26 protein-coding genes are annotated in these 22,383 nt (G+C 29.0%); 14 read left to right on the forward strand and 12 right to left on the reverse strand.

What is annotated here, in order from left to right:
• Nucleotides 1-68 precede the first annotated feature (68 nt).
• The gene (locus LPB302_RS02305) at nucleotides 69-272 is read left to right on the forward strand and encodes a hypothetical protein (protein ID WP_053974730.1); all 204 of its coding nucleotides are present in this window, start codon (nucleotides 69-71) and stop codon (nucleotides 270-272) included.
• A gap of 129 nt (nucleotides 273-401) precedes the next feature.
• Nucleotides 402-605 carry a hypothetical protein gene (locus tag LPB302_RS02310; RefSeq protein WP_053974731.1) on the forward strand — a complete coding sequence of 68 codons (204 nt, stop codon included), beginning with the start codon at nucleotides 402-404 and terminating at the stop codon, nucleotides 603-605.
• 84 nt (nucleotides 606-689) lie between these two features.
• Here LPB302_RS02310 and LPB302_RS02315 read toward each other — a convergent pair whose 3' ends face one another.
• A complete protein-coding gene (locus tag LPB302_RS02315) occupies nucleotides 690-1,373 on the reverse strand; it encodes a type 1 glutamine amidotransferase domain-containing protein (protein ID WP_053974732.1) in 684 nt (227 codons plus the stop codon).
• Nucleotides 1,374-1,489: 116 nt separating this feature from the next.
• Nucleotides 1,490-1,834: a winged helix-turn-helix transcriptional regulator gene (locus tag LPB302_RS02320; RefSeq protein WP_053974733.1), complete on the reverse strand. Its 345-nt coding sequence runs from the start codon at nucleotides 1,832-1,834 to the stop codon at nucleotides 1,490-1,492.
• 206 nt (nucleotides 1,835-2,040) lie between these two features.
• Between LPB302_RS02320 and LPB302_RS02325 the strand changes: the two genes are divergently transcribed.
• The 3 genes from LPB302_RS02325 (at nucleotide 2,041) to LPB302_RS02335 (ending at nucleotide 5,323) form a co-directional block, all read left to right on the forward strand.
• Entirely contained in the window at nucleotides 2,041-2,718 is a 678-nt protein-coding gene (locus tag LPB302_RS02325; RefSeq protein WP_053974734.1) for an NAD(P)H-dependent oxidoreductase, read from the forward strand.
• 125 nt (nucleotides 2,719-2,843) lie between these two features.
• On the forward strand, nucleotides 2,844-3,437 hold the full coding sequence (gene kefF, locus LPB302_RS02330; RefSeq protein ID WP_053974735.1) for a glutathione-regulated potassium-efflux system oxidoreductase KefF: 594 nt from the start codon (nucleotides 2,844-2,846) through the stop codon (nucleotides 3,435-3,437).
• 5 nt (nucleotides 3,438-3,442) lie between these two features.
• Nucleotides 3,443-5,323: a monovalent cation:proton antiporter-2 (CPA2) family protein gene (locus LPB302_RS02335; protein WP_053974736.1), complete on the forward strand. Its 1,881-nt coding sequence runs from the start codon at nucleotides 3,443-3,445 to the stop codon at nucleotides 5,321-5,323.
• Nucleotides 5,324-5,343: 20 nt separating this feature from the next.
• On the opposite strand, the gene LPB302_RS02340 is transcribed toward LPB302_RS02335, so the two are convergent.
• Nucleotides 5,344-5,775 carry a cupin domain-containing protein gene (locus tag LPB302_RS02340; protein WP_053974737.1) on the reverse strand — a complete coding sequence of 144 codons (432 nt, stop codon included), beginning with the start codon at nucleotides 5,773-5,775 and terminating at the stop codon, nucleotides 5,344-5,346.
• 11 nt (nucleotides 5,776-5,786) lie between these two features.
• Entirely contained in the window at nucleotides 5,787-6,641 is an 855-nt protein-coding gene (locus LPB302_RS02345; protein ID WP_053974738.1) for a hypothetical protein, read from the reverse strand.
• 414 nt (nucleotides 6,642-7,055) lie between these two features.
• Between LPB302_RS02345 and LPB302_RS02350 the strand changes: the two genes are divergently transcribed.
• On the forward strand, nucleotides 7,056-8,948 hold the full coding sequence (locus tag LPB302_RS02350; protein ID WP_053974739.1) for a T9SS type A sorting domain-containing protein: 1,893 nt from the start codon (nucleotides 7,056-7,058) through the stop codon (nucleotides 8,946-8,948).
• A gap of 61 nt (nucleotides 8,949-9,009) precedes the next feature.
• Here the strand turns inward: LPB302_RS02350 and arsB are convergent, their stop codons facing one another.
• The 4 genes from arsB to LPB302_RS02370 form a co-directional block, all read right to left on the reverse strand.
• On the reverse strand, nucleotides 9,010-10,050 hold the full coding sequence (gene arsB, locus LPB302_RS02355; protein WP_053974740.1) for an ACR3 family arsenite efflux transporter: 1,041 nt from the start codon (nucleotides 10,048-10,050) through the stop codon (nucleotides 9,010-9,012).
• Between the two features lie 64 nt (nucleotides 10,051-10,114).
• A complete protein-coding gene (locus LPB302_RS02360; RefSeq protein ID WP_053974741.1) occupies nucleotides 10,115-10,447 on the reverse strand; it encodes an ArsR/SmtB family transcription factor in 333 nt (110 codons plus the stop codon).
• Between the two features lie 58 nt (nucleotides 10,448-10,505).
• Nucleotides 10,506-10,814, reverse strand: a complete 309-nt coding sequence (locus LPB302_RS02365) for a lipocalin family protein (protein ID WP_082329786.1) — start codon at nucleotides 10,812-10,814, stop codon at nucleotides 10,506-10,508.
• Between the two features lie 150 nt (nucleotides 10,815-10,964).
• Nucleotides 10,965-11,777, reverse strand: coding sequence for an RDD family protein (locus LPB302_RS02370; protein ID WP_053974743.1), 813 nt, complete (start codon nucleotides 11,775-11,777; stop codon nucleotides 10,965-10,967).
• A gap of 22 nt (nucleotides 11,778-11,799) precedes the next feature.
• On the opposite strand from LPB302_RS02370, the gene LPB302_RS02375 reads away from it, so the two are divergent.
• The 7 genes from LPB302_RS02375 to LPB302_RS02405 are packed head-to-tail and all read left to right on the forward strand — an operon-like array spanning nucleotide 11,800 to nucleotide 17,778.
• Complete coding sequence (locus tag LPB302_RS02375; protein ID WP_053974744.1) at nucleotides 11,800-12,768, forward strand: stage II sporulation protein M; 969 nt, start codon at nucleotides 11,800-11,802, stop codon at nucleotides 12,766-12,768.
• Nucleotides 12,769-12,806: 38 nt separating this feature from the next.
• The gene (locus LPB302_RS02380; RefSeq protein WP_053974745.1) at nucleotides 12,807-13,466 is read left to right on the forward strand and encodes a hypothetical protein; all 660 of its coding nucleotides are present in this window, start codon (nucleotides 12,807-12,809) and stop codon (nucleotides 13,464-13,466) included.
• Nucleotides 13,459-14,643, forward strand: a complete 1,185-nt coding sequence (locus tag LPB302_RS02385) for a DUF4350 family protein (protein ID WP_053974746.1) — start codon at nucleotides 13,459-13,461, stop codon at nucleotides 14,641-14,643. The genes LPB302_RS02380 and LPB302_RS02385 overlap by 8 nt, the downstream gene beginning before the upstream one ends.
• Before the next feature lie 4 nt (nucleotides 14,644-14,647).
• Complete coding sequence (locus LPB302_RS02390) at nucleotides 14,648-15,652, forward strand: AAA family ATPase (protein ID WP_053974747.1); 1,005 nt, start codon at nucleotides 14,648-14,650, stop codon at nucleotides 15,650-15,652.
• A 2-nt stretch (nucleotides 15,653-15,654) separates the two neighbouring features.
• On the forward strand, nucleotides 15,655-16,989 hold the full coding sequence (locus tag LPB302_RS02395) for a DUF58 domain-containing protein (RefSeq protein WP_082329787.1): 1,335 nt from the start codon (nucleotides 15,655-15,657) through the stop codon (nucleotides 16,987-16,989).
• Between the two features lie 47 nt (nucleotides 16,990-17,036).
• The gene (locus tag LPB302_RS02400) at nucleotides 17,037-17,381 is read left to right on the forward strand and encodes a hypothetical protein (RefSeq protein ID WP_053974749.1); all 345 of its coding nucleotides are present in this window, start codon (nucleotides 17,037-17,039) and stop codon (nucleotides 17,379-17,381) included.
• A 13-nt stretch (nucleotides 17,382-17,394) separates the two neighbouring features.
• Entirely contained in the window at nucleotides 17,395-17,778 is a 384-nt protein-coding gene (locus LPB302_RS02405) for a DUF805 domain-containing protein (RefSeq protein ID WP_053974750.1), read from the forward strand.
• A gap of 1 nt (nucleotide 17,779) precedes the next feature.
• On the opposite strand, the gene LPB302_RS02410 is transcribed toward LPB302_RS02405, so the two are convergent.
• The gene (locus tag LPB302_RS02410; protein WP_053974751.1) at nucleotides 17,780-18,313 is read right to left on the reverse strand and encodes a DUF4251 domain-containing protein; all 534 of its coding nucleotides are present in this window, start codon (nucleotides 18,311-18,313) and stop codon (nucleotides 17,780-17,782) included.
• A gap of 90 nt (nucleotides 18,314-18,403) precedes the next feature.
• Between LPB302_RS02410 and LPB302_RS02415 the strand changes: the two genes are divergently transcribed.
• A complete protein-coding gene (locus tag LPB302_RS02415) occupies nucleotides 18,404-19,108 on the forward strand; it encodes a pseudouridine synthase (RefSeq protein WP_053974752.1) in 705 nt (234 codons plus the stop codon).
• Nucleotides 19,109-19,137: 29 nt separating this feature from the next.
• Here the strand turns inward: LPB302_RS02415 and LPB302_RS02420 are convergent, their stop codons facing one another.
• From LPB302_RS02420 to LPB302_RS02430, 3 genes are read right to left on the reverse strand one after another with little or no spacing between them, the layout of a single operon-like run.
• Entirely contained in the window at nucleotides 19,138-19,323 is a 186-nt protein-coding gene (locus LPB302_RS02420; RefSeq protein WP_053974753.1) for a CPXCG motif-containing cysteine-rich protein, read from the reverse strand.
• A gap of 2 nt (nucleotides 19,324-19,325) precedes the next feature.
• The gene (locus LPB302_RS02425) at nucleotides 19,326-20,333 is read right to left on the reverse strand and encodes an NADP-dependent oxidoreductase (RefSeq protein WP_053974754.1); all 1,008 of its coding nucleotides are present in this window, start codon (nucleotides 20,331-20,333) and stop codon (nucleotides 19,326-19,328) included.
• A gap of 30 nt (nucleotides 20,334-20,363) precedes the next feature.
• Nucleotides 20,364-22,355, reverse strand: a complete 1,992-nt coding sequence (locus LPB302_RS02430; protein ID WP_053974755.1) for an alpha-ketoacid dehydrogenase subunit alpha/beta — start codon at nucleotides 22,353-22,355, stop codon at nucleotides 20,364-20,366.
• Between the last annotated feature and the right edge of the window lie 28 nt (nucleotides 22,356-22,383).

Below are 22,383 nucleotides of genomic sequence, written 5' to 3' on the forward strand. Positions count from 1 at the left end.
TAGATAGTCGAAAACTTGATCAAATAAAGCTACATATAATTTACTTTTAATGAAAATTAATAAACCTTATGGTCAAAATAGAATTATCACAATTAGAAGAATCTGTAGTAAATGTGGTTAAAGAAAACCATTTAACCAGTTTTGAAATTCTTAAAAAAGTAGAAAATATTTCTATGATTTTGTCTTTGTACAATATACTAGATCAACTAAACAGCAAAGGTGTTATCAAAAGCTATATAAAGCAAGATCTTAAGTATCACTGTGCAGCTTAAATGCACTTTTTATTAAAATCTTATAAAAGTTGTTAATTTTAGTTGGTAGGTTAACAGCTTTTTTTTATCTAATTTGATGACTAATAGTCTTGTAGCCAATAAAAAGTTGTACATTTAGAAAAAAAGAAAATGAAAAAGCAACACTTATCAGAGTTAGAGAACTCTGTATTAGAAACTATACAAGAAAAAGCATTAACTAGTTTTGAAATTTTAGATAGGGTAGAACATATAGATATGATTTTACCTCTTTATTCTGTTTTAGAGAATTTAAATGATAAAGGTGTGCTAAAAAGTTATATTTCTAACGACTTGAAATATCATATAGCTCAATAGAATAAGTTTTGCGCTATTAATAAAAGCAATAAAAAAAGCCTGTATTTTCATACAAGCTTTTATTATTAAATTATTTATGTTTTACTACTGATTCTTTACAGTATCGTACAATTTCTCTGCGACTAATTTAGATGAAGCAGGATTCTGACCAGTAATTAATAAGCCATCTTGAATTGCATATGCTGCCCAATCCTCTTTTTTAGAATAAATCCCACCATTTTCTTGTAGCATATCTTCTACTAAGAAAGGCACAACATCTACTAAGTTTACAGCTTCTTCTTCAGAGTTTGTAAATCCTGTTACTTTTTTACCTTTAACTAATGGTTCTCCATTTTTTGTCTTTACACTTTTTAATGCTGCTGGAGCATGACATACAAAAGAAACAGGTTTTTCTTGCGCATAAAAAGTTTCTATAAGAGTAATAGATTCAGCATCATTGGCAAGATCCCATAAAGGACCATGACCTCCAGGATAAAAAACAGCATCAAAATCTAAAGGATTCATTTCTGCTAACTTATGCGTATTATTAATTAAATTTTGTGCCTTTTCATCACTTTTAAAACGTTTAGTATCTTCTGTACTTGCATCTTCAGTATCACTACTAGGATCAATTGGTGCTTTTCCTCCTTTAGGAGTAGCCAATGTAATTTCTACACCTTTATCTAATAAAGTGTAATATGGGCCAGCAAATTCTTCAATCCAAAACCCTGTTTTTTTACCTGTATCACCAAGTTTATCATGTGATGTTAGTACGAATAATATTTTCATTTTGTTGTTTATTTTTAGTTATAACAAAATTACACGCCAAATGAAATAATAATTAACTCACTTGAAATATTTATGAGCGTTATCCAAAAAAAATATTAAAAAATTAGAATTAAAACTTACGCTATTGGCTTTGATTGCTCAGAAATAGCAAAATCTCCCCAATCAGCAATGGCTTTAATTAATGGAATTAAAGTTTTACCAAATTTGGTTAAAGAATACTCTACTTTTAAAGGAGGTCTTGTTGTATAAACTTTTCGTTTTACAATGCCATCTTCTTCTAGTTTCTTTAATTGAATACTTAAAGTTCTTTCTGTAACAGATGGCATTTCTTTTCTAAGCTGATTGTATCTTAATGGCTCATTCATTAAATGATATAAAATTACAGTTTTCCATTTTCCACCAATAACGCCCATAGTTAAACTTGCACAACAAGGGTATTCTTTTCCTTTAAAAGTATGCATAATTACAATAATTTATGTGCAAAGATAATTCACTATAAAAATATATACAACTATAAAATATATAGTTAATTTTAGTTGTTTAAAAAAATGACAGTAAGCATTTTAGTGTTAATTGAATATACTATCTATTATGATAGTTATTGTTTACTTAATCTACAATACTTAGTTTTGTAGCTATAAAAACAATAGTATAAATAATTCAAATTATGAAAACACCCAACATATCAAAAGAAGAAATTTTAAATGCATTTAATTATAGACATGCAACAAAAGAGTTTGATGCCACAAAATCTGTTTCAGATGAGGATATCGAATTCATTTTAAAAACTGCTAACTTATCTCCAAGTTCATTTGGTTTTGAACCTTGGCATTTTGTAGTTGTTCAAAATAAGGAGTTAAGAGAATTACTAAAACCTGTAGCTTGGGGTGCTCCTCTTAAATTAGATACAGCAAGTCATTTTATTTTGGGTTTGAGCATGAAAGCTCCAATGATTAAGCATGGTGCTTCGTATATCAATCATATATTAGATGATGTAAAGCAAATGCCTAAAGAAGTTAAAGAAATGTATGGTAGATTTTATAGAGAGTTTCAAGAAAGAGATTTTAATTTAGACACAGATAAAAAGTTGTTTGATTGGTCTTCTAAACAAACCTATATAGCTTTAGGTAATATGCTAACTTCAGCTGCTTTAATTGGTATAGATTCTTGTCCAATAGAAGGTTTTCATCAAGAAAAGGCTGAAGCTTTATTACAAGATAAGTTTGATATTGATATTACAAAATATGGCCTATCATTTATGGCTGCATTTGGATATCGAAAAGCAGATCCTGAACATCCAAAAACAAGAAGAGATTTATCAGAAATGATTAGTTATAAGAATTAATTCACCCCAACTATATGGCTCCAAATTTATCTGTTTGGGGCTTTTTTTTCCAATGTCATAATTGCAAAATTTATATAAATCAAACTCTAGGATTATATATCAACAGAATTAATTACATTCGTTTTATGAAGAGAGTACTAGTATTATTTGCACATCCTAAATTTGAAAAATCAAAGGTTAATAAAGAATTAATTGAGGAAATTAAAGATTTAGATGATGTAACAATTCATGATTTGTATGAAGAATATCCAGATTTTCATGTAGATGTTAATCGCGAAAAAGAACTCTTAGAAAATCATGATATTATTATATGGCATCATCCTTTTTATTGGTACAGTTGCCCTCCATTAATGAAACAATGGATTGACATTGTACTTGAGTTTAATTGGGCTTATGGCCCTGAAGGAAATGCTTTAAAAGGCAAAATATGTTTAAACACAATAACTACAGGTGGCTCTAAAGAAATGTATTGTTCAGAAGGAAATAATAGTTTTACTGTAAGACAATTTTTACGACCATTTGAACAAACTGCAACTTTATGTGGTATGACTTATTTTTCTCCTTTTACAGTAATGGGAACACATAAACTGCAAGAAAATAAATTGTTAGAAGCTAAAGTAAAATACAAGAAGGTTATAAAATTATTACAAAATGGTTTAGATGTAAATGATTTTGATTCATCAGCTTTTTTAAATGAAATACCACAATTAAATTCTTAAATTAAATGACTGGAAGTATTCTTTTTCAAGCAATAATGTTTTTAGCAGGCGCTATTTTGTGTGTTTCTATTGCTAAAAGATTTGGGTTAAGTTCTGTAATTGGTTATTTATTAGCTGGAGTTTTAATTGGGCCTTATGTTTTAGGGTTTATAGGTAATGAAGGTGATGATATTTTGCATTTTGCTGAATTTGGAGTAGTTATGATGCTGTTTTTAATTGGATTAGAAATAGAACCCAAAAACTTCTGGAAAATGCGTAAAACCATATTAGGAATGGGTGGTTTGCAAGTTGGTGCAACTATACTTTTAGCTTATTTACTCTTTTTAGCTTTGGGTTTCGACTCTAAAGTAGCTCTGGTAGTTTCAATGGCAGTTGCTTTATCATCTACAGCAATTGCAATGCAAACAATAAAGGAAAAAGGCTTGATGGGTACAACATTTGGAAACTCAGCATTTTCCATTTTGCTTTTTCAAGATATTATTGTCATTTTTATGTTAGGTTTTATTCCTTTATTAGCGAATACAGATACAAAATCTACAAATAATTCACATAGCGAATCTTATAGTTTAATACAAGATTTACCTGTTGCTTATCAAACAATTGCCATTATTTTATCTGTTGTTTTTATTGTTGTTGCTGGTAATTATCTTATTGTGCCTATGTTACGTAAAGTTGCAAAAACTGGTGTAAGAGAATTGCTAATTGCTGCTGCTTTATTAATTGTATTCGGAATTTCTTTCTTAATGGAATTTGTTGGTATAAGTCCTGCTTTAGGGGCTTTTTTAGGTGGTGTGGTTCTGTCTAATAGTGAATTTAAACACGAATTAGAAAGTACTTTAGAGCCTTTTAAAAACTTACTTTTAGGACTGTTTTTTATGGCAGTTGGTGCATCTATAAACTTTATTGTTATTGCAAATAATCCTTTTACAATTATTGGTACATTATTTACTATTATAGTTCTAAAAGCACTTATTCTTTACATTACTGGTAGCGTTTTTAAATTAAAACTAGATCAAAAGTTGATGCTAACTTTTAGCCTAGCACAAGTAGGAGAGTTTGCCTTTGTACTATTATCTTTTGCATTTGGCTTGCATATTTTAGGGCAAGAACAGATGGATATGCTTTTGGTAATTACTGCATTATCTATGTCATTAACTCCAATTATTACCCTTATTAATGAAAGATTGATATTGCCAAATATTGGCACCAAAGAATCTATAAAAAGACCTATGGATCATATTGCAAAATCGCAAAAAATAATATTGGTTGGTTTTGGACATTTTGGAAGTACTGTTGGACGTTTTTTAAGATCTCATGGAGTGGAAGCAACCATTCTAGATCATGATTCAAATAGAGTAGATTTTTTAAGACAAATGGGGTTTGAGGTGTATTATGGAGATGCTACAAGAGAAGATTTATTAGAATCTGCAGGTATTGCAGAAGCAAAAATTATTATTTGTGCTACAAATAGATTAGTAGTATCTAAAGCAATTAGTAAAATTGTAAAAGAGAAATATCCTCATGTTGATTTAATGATTAGAACAAAAAATAGATACGATGCCTATGAGCTTTTAAATATGGGACACACTCAAGTTTACAGAGAATCTTTAGATACTTCTTTACTTTTGGCTAGAGATGTACTTAGTAAAATGGGTTATAGAAAATACACGCTTAATACCCAATTGCAAAACTTTAGAAAGTATGATGAAGAAAGTCTAAAACGTTTAGCACAAGAACCAAAAAGAGACGAAAAATATATATTTAAGGTAAGAGAAGAGCTTAAACAGCAAGAAAAGTTTTTAAATGATGATTTAAAAAGGGGAGTAGTAGACTTTGACAATCATTGGGATAGTGAGTCTATGAAAAAAGCTTTAGAAAAGCATTAAGCGTTTAATTAAAATTCTTCTTATTCGTAAATATCATATTTTTCAGAAATAGATTTAATTAAATCTATATTTTGAAAATCTTCATTAGATAGTTTAGATAAAGTTTCTAGAAATAAATCAAATTTACCATCTTTAAAAATAGTTAACATTTTACCTCCATCTTTACAAAGTGCTTCGTGCCAAACATTTGGAGGTACAGTTATAGTGTCACCCTCTCTTAAAAGGATAGTTTCATCATCAAAAATTAACTCCATTTCACCCTCTAACATGTAGAAAACTTCAGTCATAATTTTATGATGATGTCTTGCCAAATGAAAGCCTGGTTTTAAAGTATCCTCTATGATACACAATTTACCATTTGTATCTCTAGAGGAAACTTTTATGTAACAATGGTCTTGAGAATAATTATAATTTTCTCCTGTTCCATTTTTTATATAGTTGATATTCGCCAATATATGTTAGTTTATCTTTTATAAAGTGGAGTTCTCTTTGCTAAGAAAGATAACGTAATTTTATAAGCATCTTGTGTTTGCCAAAAAGATTGATGATCTCTTACAAAGATGTTTTCGCCTTTATCAGTATAGATATTCATTGTAATATTAGTAGCATAATTTTGCTGACTACTACCAAAAGTGCTACTGTTAGTTTTACGTTTATTGTTGTTCCAGACATCTCCAATGATATGTCCATGTCTATCAACCCTTACATTATTACTACTGTTTCTTTTGGTTGTTGTACTTGTATTGCTATAAGAAGTTACTGTAGTTTTTTGTATAGAAACCATACCTTGTACTAAATATTCTACACCTAAAATATTTGCTATTTCACCCATTGTATAACCAGCAATATTATTATTGTTTATACCTGCTTTTGCTAATAAAGCATTCGTTGTTGTAGGATCTTGAAACTTTAAAGCAGCCGCTTTTCTTTTGAAAATGCCATAAGTTTCTTGTTGAATTTTTTTCTGCATAATAGCATTACTAGTTTGCTGATCTTTTAAGTAACCAAAAGGTAAAATAGCTACCTTGTTATGATGATCTTCTAAATTGTAATTGTTAGATTTTGTGCTAATTTTATTAAAAAACTCTACTCTACCAGAACTAAATGTTATCTTAACTATATCCGATTTTTTAACAGTATACTCTATAGTTTCATTGTCATAAACAAATTGAATGGTAGCTTCTCCCATTTTTAGAACTTTACCCTTCATCTCTTCACCTGTAGTTTTTAGAATGATATCACTTTGACTCAAGGCAATATTGGTAAATAAAAAACAGGCAATTACCATTATTAAATTAGTGTTTTTGATTTTTTTCATTTTATAAAATTATTTAACTTTAAAATCGATCTTTTTATAATTGCTTCTAAATTAATTAAAAAAAATCAAAACTACTTTCTCATAATTAAAATTATAATTTTTGTTTTAATAAGTTGTAAATATTTTCAAATGTGTTATGGTCTTATCTCCAAATATGATGTAAATCATTAAAATTGTTAATAATACCTCCTATAGAAAAGAGCAATTTCAATATAACTACCACAACATATATACAACAAATAGTTTTATTCAAGCTTTCTAGAAATATAACATCCTCTTTAAAGCCTTTGTCTATTAGATTCTTTACTAAACATAATTAAAATTAAGGCTTGTATACTTTTTGTATTCAATTATTATCAAATTCTTATTAAAGACCAACTAAATTAGAGAATAATTAATTCTAAATATTTCAATATGAAAAAAATTACTTTACTTATTTTATTAATAACAACAAGTTTTGCGTATTCGCAAAATGGACCTGTCGATTTTGAATCTGGAGGTATAGGAGATAGCTGGACTTGGACCGTAGATCAAAATGATAGTAATCCAGCTTTAGAAATTGTAGATAACCCAAACACAACTGGAGCAAACTCTTCTGCTAAAGTGGCTAAATTTACAGCAAAAACAGGAGGAAATGACTGGGCTTTGGTTATTAGTGATGATATTGGGTCATTCACTTTTGACGAAACAAATAGTATTGTTAAATTAATGGTTAGAAAAGATGTAGCTTCTGATGTTGGTGTAAAATTTGAAGGTGCAAATGGTGTATTCAAAGAAATAAAAGTAGCAAATTCTGTAGTTAATGGAGACTGGGAAGAACTTACTTTTGATTTTAAAACAGAAATAGGTATTACTTATAACAAATTAGTTTTAATACCAGATTTTGCAAGTAGAAGCCAAGATAACATTGTTTATTTTGATAATTTAACTTTTAGTGCTCAACCTACAGATACTGTGAACTATAACCTAGAACCAATAGATTTTGAAGATGATGGTTTTGGAGCTAACTTTTCATGGACTGTAGATCAAAATGATAGCAATCCTGCTTTAGAAGTTATAGATAACTCAGTAACTGGAGGTATAAATGCATCAGCTAAAGTTGCCAAGTTTACAGCAAAGGCTGCAGGAAATGCATGGGCTTTGGTTATAACTGATGATATTGGTTCTTTTACTTTTGATGAAACTAACAGTATTGTAAAATTAATGGTTAGAAAGAATGTAGCCACTGATGTAGGTATTAAGTTCGAAGGTCCAGGTAGTATATTTAAAGAAATAAAAGCAGCAAATTCAGTAGTTAATGGAGACTGGGAAGAATTGACTTTTGACTTTAAATCAGAAATTGGTAAAACTTTTAATTTATTAGTTGTTATTCCAGATTTTGCAGAAAGAAGCCAAGACAATGTTGTTTATTTTGACAATTTAACATTTAATGCTCAACCAGATGACAATTCAGGAAATGACTCTACAAACTTAGTTACAGTAGATGAAACAAAAGAATGGAAAGGATATATGGCTGTTACTAATCCAAGTGGTGCAAATGATGGTTTTGCAGACTTTTGGGAATTTGATAAGTTAAAATCTTCTTTTAATGCAGGTAATATTGTTCTACAGCCAAACTTTAGTACATATACAGCTGCTTTAGCAGGTGGTGATGCTGATAGAGCTTATTGGACAAATTCTTCGGATGCAGGTGCTACTGCAGGCCCATTAGGTGCTAAAATGATGCAAGCAACTAGTTTTGTAGAACCAGGAGCAACATTTAACGGAAAAGACTTAACGTTTCAGGGAACAATAAGTGCAAACACATTAAGCTCTGATTATACTGCAAAGTTTTTTATAAAAGCTTTAGATCCTAATAACGGTTATAGTGATGTTTTTAATGGTGAAAAAATTATGGATTTACCAGCAAGTGGAGATTTTTCTATTTCTGCAACTGCAGCTGAATTAACTGCAGGTCTAATCATTCAGTATGGTTTTGAAATTATAGGTTTAAATGCCAATCCAGATGATGAAAGTGCCATAGGAAGTATTATAATCGAACCAAATGCAACTTTAAGTACAACAGATAATTTTAAAGTTTCTGTTACTGCATTTCCAAACCCAACAAAAACAAGTTGGATTATTAATACTCAAGATGCAGAAATAAGTAGTATTGAAGTTTTTAATTTACTAGGTAAAAAAGTATATTTGCCAATTACAATTAATGCTCAAACTGTTATTCAAGCAACAGACTTAAGTACAGGTGTTTATTTAGCAAAAATTAATACAACTAAAGGTCAAACTACTGTTAAGTTGATTAAAGAGTAAACTAGTATTAAGAATAAAGTAAAAGGATGATAGCAAAACTATCATCCTTTTTTTGGTTAAATTAATTTTTTATGTTGTTAAAATATTTTTTTCTCAACCAAAAGGAAACACGAACTAAAAGAATTAAAGCAGGTACTTCTACTAATGGACCAATTACCCCAGCAAATGCCTGGCCAGAATTTAAACCAAAAACTGCTATAGCAACAGCAATTGCCAATTCAAAATTATTACCTGCAGCTGTAAAAGCTACAGAAGCTGTTTTATCATATTCTGCTCCAGTAGCTTTTGTAAAAAAGAATCCTATAATAAACATCAATGTAAAATAGATCAATAGAGGTACAGCAATAATTACAACATCCATAGGTATTTCAACAATTAACTCTCCTTTTAAAGAAAACATAACTACTATTGTAAATAATAACGCAATTAATGTGATTGGTGAAATTGTTGGAATGAATTTCTGGGTGTACCATTCATCACCTTTTATTTTTACTAAAATTACCCTACTTAAAATTCCCATAACAAAAGGAATTCCTAAATAAATAGCAACACTTTCTGCAATAGTTGCTATTGAAATATCTACAATTGCACCTTCAAAACCAAAATAGGGTGGAAGCACTGTTATAAAAATCCAAGCATAAAAGCTATAGGCAAATACTTGAAAAACACTGTTTAAGGCCACTAAACCAGCACCATATTCACTACTTCCTTCTGCTAAGTCATTCCAAACTAGAACCATAGCAATACATCTAGCCAAACCAATTAAGATTAACCCAACCATATATTCTGGATAATCACTTAAAAAAGTAATAGCAAGAATAAACATTAATACTGGGCCAATAATCCAGTTTAAAATTAGTGAAATAGAAAGTATTTTAGTATTCCTAAACACTTTTGGCAACAAAGCATAATTAACTTTTGCTAAAGGAGGATACATCATTAAGATTAAACCAATAGCAATAGGTATGTTTGTTGTACCTGAATTAAATGAATTAATTATATCTGGAAAAGTAGGAAAAAAGTAACCTAAGCCAACACCTATAGCCATGGCTATAAAAATCCATAGGGTTAAGTTTTTATCTAAAAAGCTTAATTTTTTCATGATGTTTTACTTGATTTGTGTTTTGGGTTAATTGTTATTTTACGATAAATAAATTTAAATTTTTTTAGCAGCACTCATTACTATTTTGAATGTCTGCATTCATGAACTGACTCATAACAAGCTTCATAGCTTTCCATTTTTCGGTATCAATACAGTAGCAGACACTGGTTCCATCAACATTTCCTTTAATTAAACCTATGGCTTTTAATTCTTTTAAATGCTGAGAGATTGTTGCTTGAGCTAAACCAATTTCTAACACAAGTTCTCCACAAACACACGAATTCATTTTAAATAAGTGTTGAAGTATAGCAACTCTAGCAGGATGACCCAAAACTTTAGCATATTGTGCAATCGTATTTTGCTCAACATTAAAAAGCTCATTTTTAACTAATCCCATAATATATTCTTATTTAATTGCAATATTACGATTAATACTTTCATTTAAAAAAGAATTTTTACTTTTTTAAATATTCATTAGAAGAATAAGTATTAGATAAAATCATTTTATCGCTAGCAGGCATTACTATTTTATAAGCCATTTTATCAATTGAAGAATTTCCATTTCCTTCACTTTTTATGGTTAAAATCAAAGAATCGTTTCTTAATTCCCATTTTTGATAAATCAATGTTTTCATATTATCTGAAAGAGCTTTACCATTTTCTAATAAAGTAAAATGTAATTGCGCCTCAGATTGATCTAACCAAGAACCTATAATATCTTTATCGTTAATAGTTTTTTTGAACAGTTTAAAAACAAAAGAGATAAGATTAAAATTGTTGTAATACTTTTCATGAGATACATAATTTAATTACACTATAAATATAATATACTTTTATGATTATCTATATTATTATAATTAATATATGTACTATAATTTATATTATGTTAAATAGAATATTTAAAACCCTCTATTCTACATACTTTGTGTATAATAATTATAATCTTTTAATACTGTGTCTATAAACTCCTTATCACTTTTATGAACAGATTTAATTTCTGTAACTTCTAATATTTTTGATCTTAATTTAATTAACGTGTTATAATCATTAAATTTTGCAGCATTGTTAAAAGTTTCTTTTATAATTCGAGCATCATTGTCAGAAAGTTTAACAACGCTTGGATATGTTGGTTTATAAGAATCTTTAATTTCCTCCAATATCGTTTCTGAGAATTTTACTTCATCCTTTAAATAGATCACAATTGTATTTGCTATGATATCTCCAAAACGTTGTCCTTTATTGGTAAACAAAATAAGAAAGAATCCTATTAGTTTTCCAAAAAGAAACAATAGAACTAATAATATATATTCATCAGACAATCCTAAAGATGCAATATATACCAATAGTAAACTGAATAAATTAAAATCTATAATTCTTAGAAACCACCTAATTATGAAATCTGTTGTAGAAGGCTTAAATCCATCTACATTAATAACTTTTAAATTTAGTAGCTTTTTTCCTAAAGTTTGTCCATTTAAAAGAATTTCTGAATATAAAGAGTAAAAAGTAATAGGCATTAGAACTAATGCCTCTATAGCTTTAATATCCCAACTATCTCCATTTAAGGCATTTTCTAATGAAGAGAAATTAAAGAATTCGAAAATAAAATATAGGTAAGCAAACTTTATTATATTGTCTATTAAAAAAGCTGAAAGCCTTTGAAAAACACTAGCCAGTGTAAACTTTATATTTACATTTTGTGCTGTTTTTATTTGGAGTGTTTTCATGCAATGATTAAATTCGCTCTATATGAGAGAGGTCGCTTTTATAAAGCAAAATAAAGAAAAATGGCTTGAATTTGAACAATTAATTTCAAATAAAGAGAAAAAAAGTCCAGACCTTATTGCCAATTTGCACATAAAAATAATGAACGATTTAGTTTATGCGCAAACCTATTATCCTAAGAGTAAGGTTACTAAGTATTTAAATAAGTTAGCAAAATCTAGTTTTGATAAAGTTTACGACTCAAAAAGAAGAGATAAAAATGCAATTGCTTATTTCTTTTTAGACAAGGTGCCACTACTCTGCTATCAATATAGAAAACACATTTATTTTTCATTCATTGTATTTTTTGTTTGTTTTTTCATTGGCTTATTAAGTACGTTTAATGATGCTAATTTTGCAAGACAAATTCTAGGTAATAGTTATGTAGATCAAACAATAGAGAACATAGAAAGTGGAGATGCCATGGCTATTTACAAAGGTGGTAGCAATTGGGGAACCTTTATTGGTATTTATAATAACAATCAAAGAGTGGGTCTAAACATGTTTCTCTCTGGTTTATTTTTGGGTTTTGGTACAGCCTATTATGTTGTAGTTAATGCAATTATGGTAGCTGTTTTTCAGGCGTTCTTTTATCAGTACAATAGTCTATATGACAGTTTAAAAGGAATTTGGATTCATGGAACTTATGAAATCTTCGGAATTATTATTGAAGCTGCAGCTGGTTATATTATTGGAGCAAGTATTTTGTTTCCAGGAACTTTAAAACGGTTAGAATCTTTTAAAATAGGTATTAGAGATGCTTTTTACATTTTTATAAGTACTATTCCATTTACCATTATTGCTGCATTTCTAGAAGGTTATATTACTAGATACTCAAACAAAATGCCATCCATTTTCTGTTTCGCAATTATCTTTTTTTGCCTAATAACCATAAGTTACTATTATCTTATTTTACCATTTCAAAGAGCTAAAAAATACAATGTAACTGCATGAAAAAATTGGTAACCTCCCTCCTTCTTTTTTTTAGTCTGATGTGTTTTGCTCAATCAACAACAGATAGTATTAATGTTAGCAATAAGAAACCTGCATTTGAAAATGCTACTTTTAGTAGAGAGTTACCTGCTAACTTAAGACAAAAGTATAATGATGACGATTTTTTATACAAAGAGAAAGAAGTAAAGCAAACAGAAAGTTCTAATATTAACTTAGGGCTCGTAAATGGTATTATTGTTTTTATGAAGTTCATTTTTCCATTTTTACTGGGTGGATTTCTTATTTATATCATCCTAAAGACGGTTTTAAATATTGATATTCGATTTTGGAAAAAACAAAAAAGTGTAAAAAATACTACCCAAAGTTTAGAGTTTGATAATGAAGATATTCATCAACTAGATTTAGATTCATTGCTTCAAGAAGCCTTGACGACCAATAACTTTAGATTGGCAACTAGATATTATTATTTAAAAACCATTAAAAAATTAAACGATCTAAAATACATCGATTTTCAAATAGAGAAAACAAACTCTGACTATTTATTAGAAATTGATAACGAGAACATTATTCCAGACTTCTCCTACCTCTCTTATATCTACAGCTATATTTGGTATGGGGAATTTAAAGTTGATGCAATTCGTTTTAAAGGGATACAAGAAAAATATCAGTCATTTTTTGAAAAATTAAAGAATGAGTAGACATCTAAAGAAACTTCTTGTAGTACTGTTAATTGGTAGTTTATATAGCTGTTCAGAAACTGATTGGGAAGAAAACTTTAATTACAAAGAAAAAAGTCCTTTTGGCACTTACATTCTTAATCAGGAATTAAACGATCTATTTCCAAAAGATAGTATAATAACTCTAAAGAAGAACTTCCAAGACTATTTGGTTGATCATTCAGATTTATCTGCTAACTATTTCTGCTTAAATTTTAGTTTAAATAAATTAGATGAAAATGGTATAGATTCATTGTTATCATTTGTAAACAAAGGAAATAATGCATTTATTTCTGTTGAGTATTTTAACAAAGATTTTGAAGAAAAGTTAGAATTCACTGCAAATAATTTAAGTAAAGACACTTATCTCTATGAAGATTTAAAAAAATTGAAAGGTGAATTTTATTTAAATACTCTAAAAGCAAAATATACCTTTGATAGAAATATTAAGCGAAACTATTTTGTTACTTACAATACAACAAAAACTGTAGTTTTAGGCTCAGCTGAAATTGATACAGAGTTAGTGCCAAATTTTATTAGGATAACTCATGGTAAAGGAGCTTTTTATTTACATACAAACCCTATAGTTTTTACTAACTATTATTTGTTAAAAGACAATAATAAATATGCAAATCAAGTGCTTTCTTACCTTCCACCTTCAACCATTATTTGGGATCCTCAATTAAGATACAGCAAAAATTCAGATCAAAATAAAGATAACACTTCTGTTTTTGATTTTTTCTTGAAACACAACACATTAACTTGGTTCTTAATTTTACTAATAGTTGGAGTTTTAATGTTTATGCTGTTTAATGCTAAAAGAAAACAAAGACCAATTCCTATTATTCCAAGTTTAGAAAATACAACTGTAGCTTTTACACAAACTATTTCTAGTTTGTATTTAAAAGAACAAAATCATAAAAATTTAGTTGATAAAGCTATTCGTTTTTTTCTGGAAAAAGTTCGAACTAAATATTTATTAAATACTAGTAAATTAAATAATGATTTTATTACAAATCTAGCAGCTAAATCTGGTAATGATTTGGCAAATACAAAATACCTTGTAAATACAATTAAAACTTTAAATAAAAAGGCAGAATGCACTCAAGAAGAGTTGTTTGTGCTACAAAAAATGATTACAAAATTCTTTAAAAAATAAAATTATGGAACAATATAATGAAGAGCAAAATAAAGAGGGTTTATCTTTTGAAAACAGAATAGATTTATCTGAATTACAAGCTAGTGTTCTAAAGATAAAAAAGCAATTACAGAAAGTTATTGTGGGCCAAAAAGAAATGGTTGATTTACTCTTAGTTTCTTTATTAGCAAATGGTCATGTTTTAATTGAAGGTGTGCCTGGAGTTGCAAAAACAATTACTGCTAAATTATTGTCAAAAACAATAAATGTTGATTTTAGTAGAATTCAATTTACGCCAGATTTAATGCCTTCAGACATCTTAGGAACTTCTGTTTTTAATGCTAAGAATTCAGATTTCGAATTCAAAAAAGGACCTATCTTTTCAAATATGGTGCTAATAGACGAAATAAATAGAGCTCCTGCTAAAACGCAGGCTGCTTTGTTTGAAGTTATGGAAGAAAAACAAATTACTATGGATGGTACTACCTATAAAATGGATGAACCCTTTGTAGTTTTAGCCACACAAAACCCTATAGAACAAGAAGGAACCTATAGATTACCAGAAGCACAATTAGACCGATTTTTGTTTAAAGTAGTTGTGGAATATCCTAATGCTGATGAGGAACTAGAAATTATTATGAAAGAACAGGCTTTAGAGAATAAAACAAAGGCCAGCAAAATAGAAACGATTATTGAAGGTTCTAAAATTGTAGAATATAGAGCATTAGTAAATCAAGTTAAAATAGAAGAAAACCTACTTAAATATATTGCCAATGTTGTAGTAAACACAAGATCAAACTCGTTCTTATATTTAGGTGCTTCTCCAAGAGCTAGTATTGCAATATTAAATGCTTCAAAGGTTTTTGCAGCTATTGAAGGTAGAGATTTTGTTACTCCAGAAGATATTAAAAAAGCTACTGTACCTGTTTTACAACATAGGGTTATTGTTACTCCTGAAAGAGAAATGGAAGGTTTAACCAGCAAACAGATTATAGAACAAATTATAGAAACTGTAGAAATTCCTAGATAAGTTTGAAAAGCTTTTACAACTCACTTTTTATAAATAAACGCTTCTTTTATGCTTTAGCCATAATTACAACCCTTTTTGTGGTTGGTTTTTTCGCTTCTATATTTTTTGAGATCGCAAAAATATTGGTAATCGTTTTAAGTGTTTTATTAATTATTGATTGTGCACTACTCTACCAAACTAAAATTGGAATATCTGCTTCTAGATTATTACCAGAAAGACTTTCTAATGGTGATGAAAATAAAATTACGTTAGAAATTAAAAACGACTATAATTTTATCACTCATTTAGAATTGATAGAAGAATTACCTTATCAATTTCAGAAAAGAGATTTTATATTTAGACTTAAATTACAAAAAAAGGAATCGAAAACGTTAAAATATAGCCTAAATCCAAAGGAAAGAGGTGTTTATAGTTTTGGGAATTTAAATGTTTATGTCAATTCTGGTTTACAATTAGCAACTAGAAAATACATTTTAGCAGATGAGAAAGAGTTAAAATGTTATCCTTCTTTTTTAAAACTAAGAGAGTTTGATTTTCAAACCTTTAACAATTCTGTAGTTTCTTATGGTAATAAAAAGGTTAGAAGACTAGGTAACTCATTAGAATTTGAGCAAATTAAAGAATATGTTTCTGGAGATGATATCAGAACTTTAAATTGGAAAGCTACAGCCAAAAGTAACCAACTAATGATTAATCAATATATGGAAGAGAAATCACAGTCTGTATATTGTATTATCGATAAAGGTAGAGCCATGCAAATGGAGTTTGAAGGTTTAAGTTTGTTAGATTATGCTGTAAACACAACTTTAGCTATCAGCAATATCATTTTAAAGAAACAAGATAAGGCAGGTATTTTATCCTTCTCTAAAAAGCTAGAAGATTTAGTAGTTGCAGAAAAACGTAACTCTCAAATGAGCTTAATTTCTGAAGCTTTATATCATATTAAAACAGATTTTTCAGAATCTGACTTTAGTAGTCTTTACACAGTCGTAAAAAGAAAAATTAGGCAAAGAAGTTTACTAATTTTATTTTCTAATTTTGAAACGCTAGATGGTTTAAATAGACAACTCCCCTATTTACGAGCCTTGGCTAAAAATCACTTAGTACTTATTGTATTTTTTAAAAATACAGAGCTAAACGTTTTAATAGAAAAAGAATCGAAAAACATACAAGATGTTTATGATACAATAATTGCAGAGAAGTTTCTTTATGAGAAAAAACAAATTGTGAATGAATTAAAAAAATATGGAATTCAATCAGTATTAACAACACCTAAAAAACTTACAGGAGATGCTATAGGTAAATATTTAAACTTAAAATCAAGAGGATTGTTTTAATTAATTATTTATATTTCCACATCAAAACAAACTAAAAAACAATTTCTATGAGTACACTTAAATTAAAATTAAAAAAGATTGATGCCCTAAAATATGGTATAATAACTGGAACCTTAATGGCTTTTATTGTTTTTATAATGGTTGCAATAGCATTTTTATTTACCAGTTTATTTGGTATAGGTGCAGCAGGCTCTGATGCTTATGCTTTAGGAGCTATTTTTGGAGGAGGAATTTTTATGCTAATTCTTGCACCAATTTTATACTTTGTTTTTGGTTTTATTTTTGGATGGATAAGTACATTGGTTTTTAATTTTATTTTAAAGAAAACTGGAGGGTTAGATATTGAGTTTGAAAAAACAGGATTAGATTTACAACAAATTGGTAACGAATAGTAAAAGAAAATAAATGAATTGGTATTTTAAAGTATTTAAGCAATATGCAGATTTTGGAGGTAGAGCAAGAAGAAAAGAATTTTGGATGTTTTACCTATTTACAACACTAGCATCATTAGTTTTTCGCATATTAGACAACTTGCTAGGCACAAATTTTGGCGACTTTGATGAAAATGGAATCTTAGAAACAATGTATAGTATCATTGTATTAATTCCTTTTTTCGCAGTTACTGCCAGAAGAATGCATGATGTTGGTAAAAGTGCTTGGTTTATGCTTATTCCATTCTATAACTTTTATCTCACACTATTAGATAGTGAACCTCATGCCAATAAATGGGGAGATAATCCTAAAGGTTTTGGTAACGATTCTATGATTAATCAAATTGGTAAAGAGTAGTTTACTCTTCTAATTTAGCCCATTTACCATAATAAATAATGGTTGTTCTAATACTACTATTAATTCTTAAAGTACTAGTATTATTAGCAAATAAGGTTAAATTGGCAGTTAAACTCTCATTGTTTGCATTTAAAACATAAGTTAAATTATACCTGTTTTTACTACTATCAAATTCGATTTTAGTTCTAGCAGGTTTACCAATAAATTTTAAACCACTTTCTGAGTTATAAGCACCACCTATTTGCTGTTCTCCATAATAAGGCAAATACAAATCTATACTATCGTTTTTAATCTTAAAAAAGTTAGGATTATTTATTAGACTAATTCTTGCCAAATTACTTCCTGGTGGTAATAAGCTTTCTAAACCTCTTGTATTGGTAAAAGCTACTGGGTTTGCAGCATCAGATATTATTTCTATTTGAGCATTTTCTACTGCTTTCTTAAGGTTTGCTATTTGATCTGTACTCACATTGTTTTTAGAACTGGCACAACCTATAAGAATTAAAGATAATATAGCTATATATATAAATTTCATAATATTACATTTTAGATTAAAATACATCAAAATTAATACCACATTCTTTCAATTGAGATTATATTTGATGTTTAAATATAGGATTTTAATATGAGCTTAGAAATTATTTATGAAGATGAATATTTGTTATGTGTCACAAAACCCAATAATGTTTTGGTGCATCATGCTTATCATTCTAGAAATATGTCTGATGAAAAATCGTTGCTGCAATTAATTCAAGAGCAAATAGGTTTAAAAACATATCCTGTACATAGATTAGATCGTAAAACTTCTGGAGCTATTTTATTAGCTAAGAATAAGGAGTATGTTTCTAAATTTCAAGATTTGTTTACTAAAAACGAGATTCGTAAAATTTACTATGGTGTTGTTCGTGGATTTCCACCTGCTACCAAAACTATAGATTCACCAGTGAAAGGCAGAGATGCAAATGTGCATAAAGAAGCTTTAACTGAATTAAAAACCTTAGAAAATATCACCTTAGAAATTCCTGTAAAACCTTATCAAACCAGTAGATACAGTTTGGTTGAATTGTTTCCTAAAACAGGAAGAATGCATCAATTAAGAGTGCATAGCAATAAAATTAGTCATCCTTTAATTGGGGATGCGAAATATGGTGATAAAAACCATGATGTAATGTTTGATGAAAACTTCGGGTTTAAAAACCTTTTTTTACATGCAGGAAGATTAGAGTTTACACATCCATTTACGAATGAAAAACTGATACTAAAAGCAAGCTTTCCTATAGATTGGATTACGCTATTTGAAAAGTTCAGTTGGAAAAATCCTTTGATATAAAAAAAATCCTGCATTTGCAGGATTTATTTTTATTGTTCTATTGACTGTGCATGAAAAGCAATTAATGTACTATCCTCAAATTGAGGAGCTATTTCTATTGGATTACAACATACCTCACAATCTTCTATATAGGTTTGTTGTCTTACACTGCTGTCTAATATCATTGATATTTCTTCCCAACAATAAGGACATTGAAAAAAATGTTCTTGCTCCACTTCTATTTTTCAATCACTTTAAGCACCAATTTCCCTTTCTTTTCTCCAGAAAATAATCTATTGTAGGTTTCATGAAAATTCTCAATTCCTTCATAAATATCTTCTTTAGATTTTAGTTTACCTTCTTGCATCCAAATTCCCATTTGTTTTGCTGCTTCACCGAAATTCTTAGTATAGTCCATAACAACCATTCCTTGCATTGTAGAACGAGTTACTAATAATGATAAATAGTTACTTGGCCCATCTACTTTTGCTTTGTTATTGTATTGAGATATTGCTCCACAAATAACAACTCTAGCATGCATTCTTAATTTGCTAAGTGCAGCATCTAAAATTTTACCTCCTACATTATCAAAAAATACATCTACTCCTTTAGGGCATTTCTGTTTTAATGCAGAATAGATATTTTCTGATTTATAATCAATGGCATCATCAAATCCTAGTTCGTTTACAATATAATCGCATTTTTCTTTACCACCAGCAATACCAATTACAGTACAGCCTTTTATTTTGGCAATTTGACCAACTATACTACCAACTGCACCTGCTGCTCCAGAAACTAAAACGATATCTCCTTCTACAATCTTTCCTACTTCTTGAATTCCAAAATAAGCAGTCATTCCTGGCATACCTAAAGTACCAATATACATTGGCATAGTAGCTAAACTGGTGTCAACTTTATACCATCCATCACCATTTGTAATTGCATATTGTTGTACTCCTCCCCAACTTGTAACTACATCTCCAATTTCAAATTTTGGATTACCATTATTTTTTATCACTTTCCCTACAGAACCTGCTCTCATTACTGCATCAATTTCAACTGGAGGAATATAAGATTTAGTATCATTCATCCAACCACGCATTGCAGGGTCTAATGATATATAATGATGTTGTACTAAAATCTCACCTTCCTCTAATTCAGGTACTTGATTGGTTTCTAATTGCCATGTATCTGCATCAGGAACACCTGAAGGCCTCTTTTTAAATATAATCTGTTTATTCGTCATGAAATGATCTCTTTTATGCTATAAATTTAATTAATAATTATGTATTTCTAAAATTACATTTGTTAAGATTGATTTACCTAAATATTGTTGTTCTAAGTCTGATTGAAAAGGAATAGGTGTATCTAAACTACCTACTCTTTTGACAGGTGCATCTAAACTATTAAAGCAATTTTCTGTAATTAATGCAGAAATATCGCTTGCAATTCCTCCAAATAATGAATCTTCTTGAACAATTATAGCCTTATTCGTTTTACGCACAGATTCATAGACAGTATCTGTATCTAAAGGTTGTAAGGTTCTTAAATCGATAACTTCTGCTGATATTTCTGGGTGATTTTCTAACACTTCTAAAACCCAATGAACAGTTGCTCCATAAGCTATTATTGTTAAATCAGCACCCGATTTTAAAATGTTTGCTTTACCAATTTCTAAAGTGTAATTATTTGTTGGCACCTCTTGATAAACAGATCTATACAATGCTTTATGTTCAAAAAATAAAACTGGATTTGGGTCTTGTATTGCACTTGCCAATAAACCTTTGGCATCTTCTGGAAATGCAGGATACACAACTTTTAAACCTGGCGTTTTTGTAAACCAAGCCTCATTAGTTTGCGAATGAAATGGACCAGCTCCTACTCCTGCTCCACAAGGCATTCTAATTACTACATCTGCATTTTGCGACCATCTATAATGACTTTTTGCTAATAAATTTACAATAGGATTAAACCCAGAAGAAACAAAATCGGAAAATTGCATTTCAACAACAGCTTTCATACCATTTATAGACAAACCATAGGCTGCAGATACAATTGCAGATTCACAAATAGGCGTATTTCTTACACGATCTTTGCCAAACTTATCTGTAAAACCATCAGTAATTTTAAAAACACCTCCATAATCAGCAACATCTTGCCCCATAATTACAAGGTTCTTATATTTTTCCATAGCTTGCTCTAAACCTTGAGAAATTGCATCTACAAAACGAATATTTTTTGTGGATGCTGATTTTTTAATTTCATCAAATTCAGATGTTTTAAAAACATCTTTAATTTCGGTTTCTAAATCTGGAATTATATCTGCTTCATTAAAAGCAAGGTCTAAATGCTCGTTAATTTCTTCAATTATCTTTGCCTTATATTCATTGTCTAATGCATCATCTAATATTTCATTTTCTGTGAGATAATTTTTGAAGTTTATTATAGGGTCTTTTGCTTCCCAAAATTCTAACAATTCTTTTGGAACGTATTTAGTTCCACTAGCTTCTTCATGACCTCGAACTCTAAAAGTTTTAAATTCTATTAATATTGGTCTTGGTTCTTTACGAACACTCTCTGCCAATTCTTTAATTTTTGAATAGACCTCTAATATGTTGTTACCATCTATGATATGACTTTCCATTCCAAAGCCTACTCCCTTATCAGCAATATTTTTACAGTTAAATTGTTCTGAAACAGGGGTAGATAATCCATAACCATTATTTTCTACACAAAATAATACAGGTAAACTCCAAACAGATGCTACATTCAAAGCTTCATGAAAATCACCTTCACTTGTACCTCCTTCTCCTGTAAATACAGCACAAACTTTGTTTTTGTTCTGTAATTTATTGGCTAATGCAATTCCATCAGCAACTCCTAATTGAGGTCCTAAATGAGATATCATACCAATAATATTATATTCTTGGGTGCCAAAATGAAAACTTCTATCTCTTCCTTTTGTGAAACCACCCATTTTTCCTTGCCATTGAGAAAATAAGCGATGTAAAGGAATATCTCTGGTTGTAAATACGCCCAAATTTCTGTGCATAGGTAAAATATACTCATCTGTGTCTAATGCCTTTGTTACACCAACAGCAATTGCTTCTTGACCAATACCAGAAAACCATTTAGAAATTTTTCCTTGACGTAATAAAATCAACATTTTCTTCTCTATTAAACGAGGTTTTAACATTGATTGATATAAATTTAATAATGTGGAATGATCTAAATTATAATTTAAATTATAATCAATATTATCTAGCATAAATTATCAATTTACTAATTTTAACAAA

The organism is Polaribacter dokdonensis, from assembly GCF_024362345.1.
Taxonomy (GTDB): Bacteria; Bacteroidota; Bacteroidia; order Flavobacteriales; family Flavobacteriaceae; genus Polaribacter; species Polaribacter dokdonensis.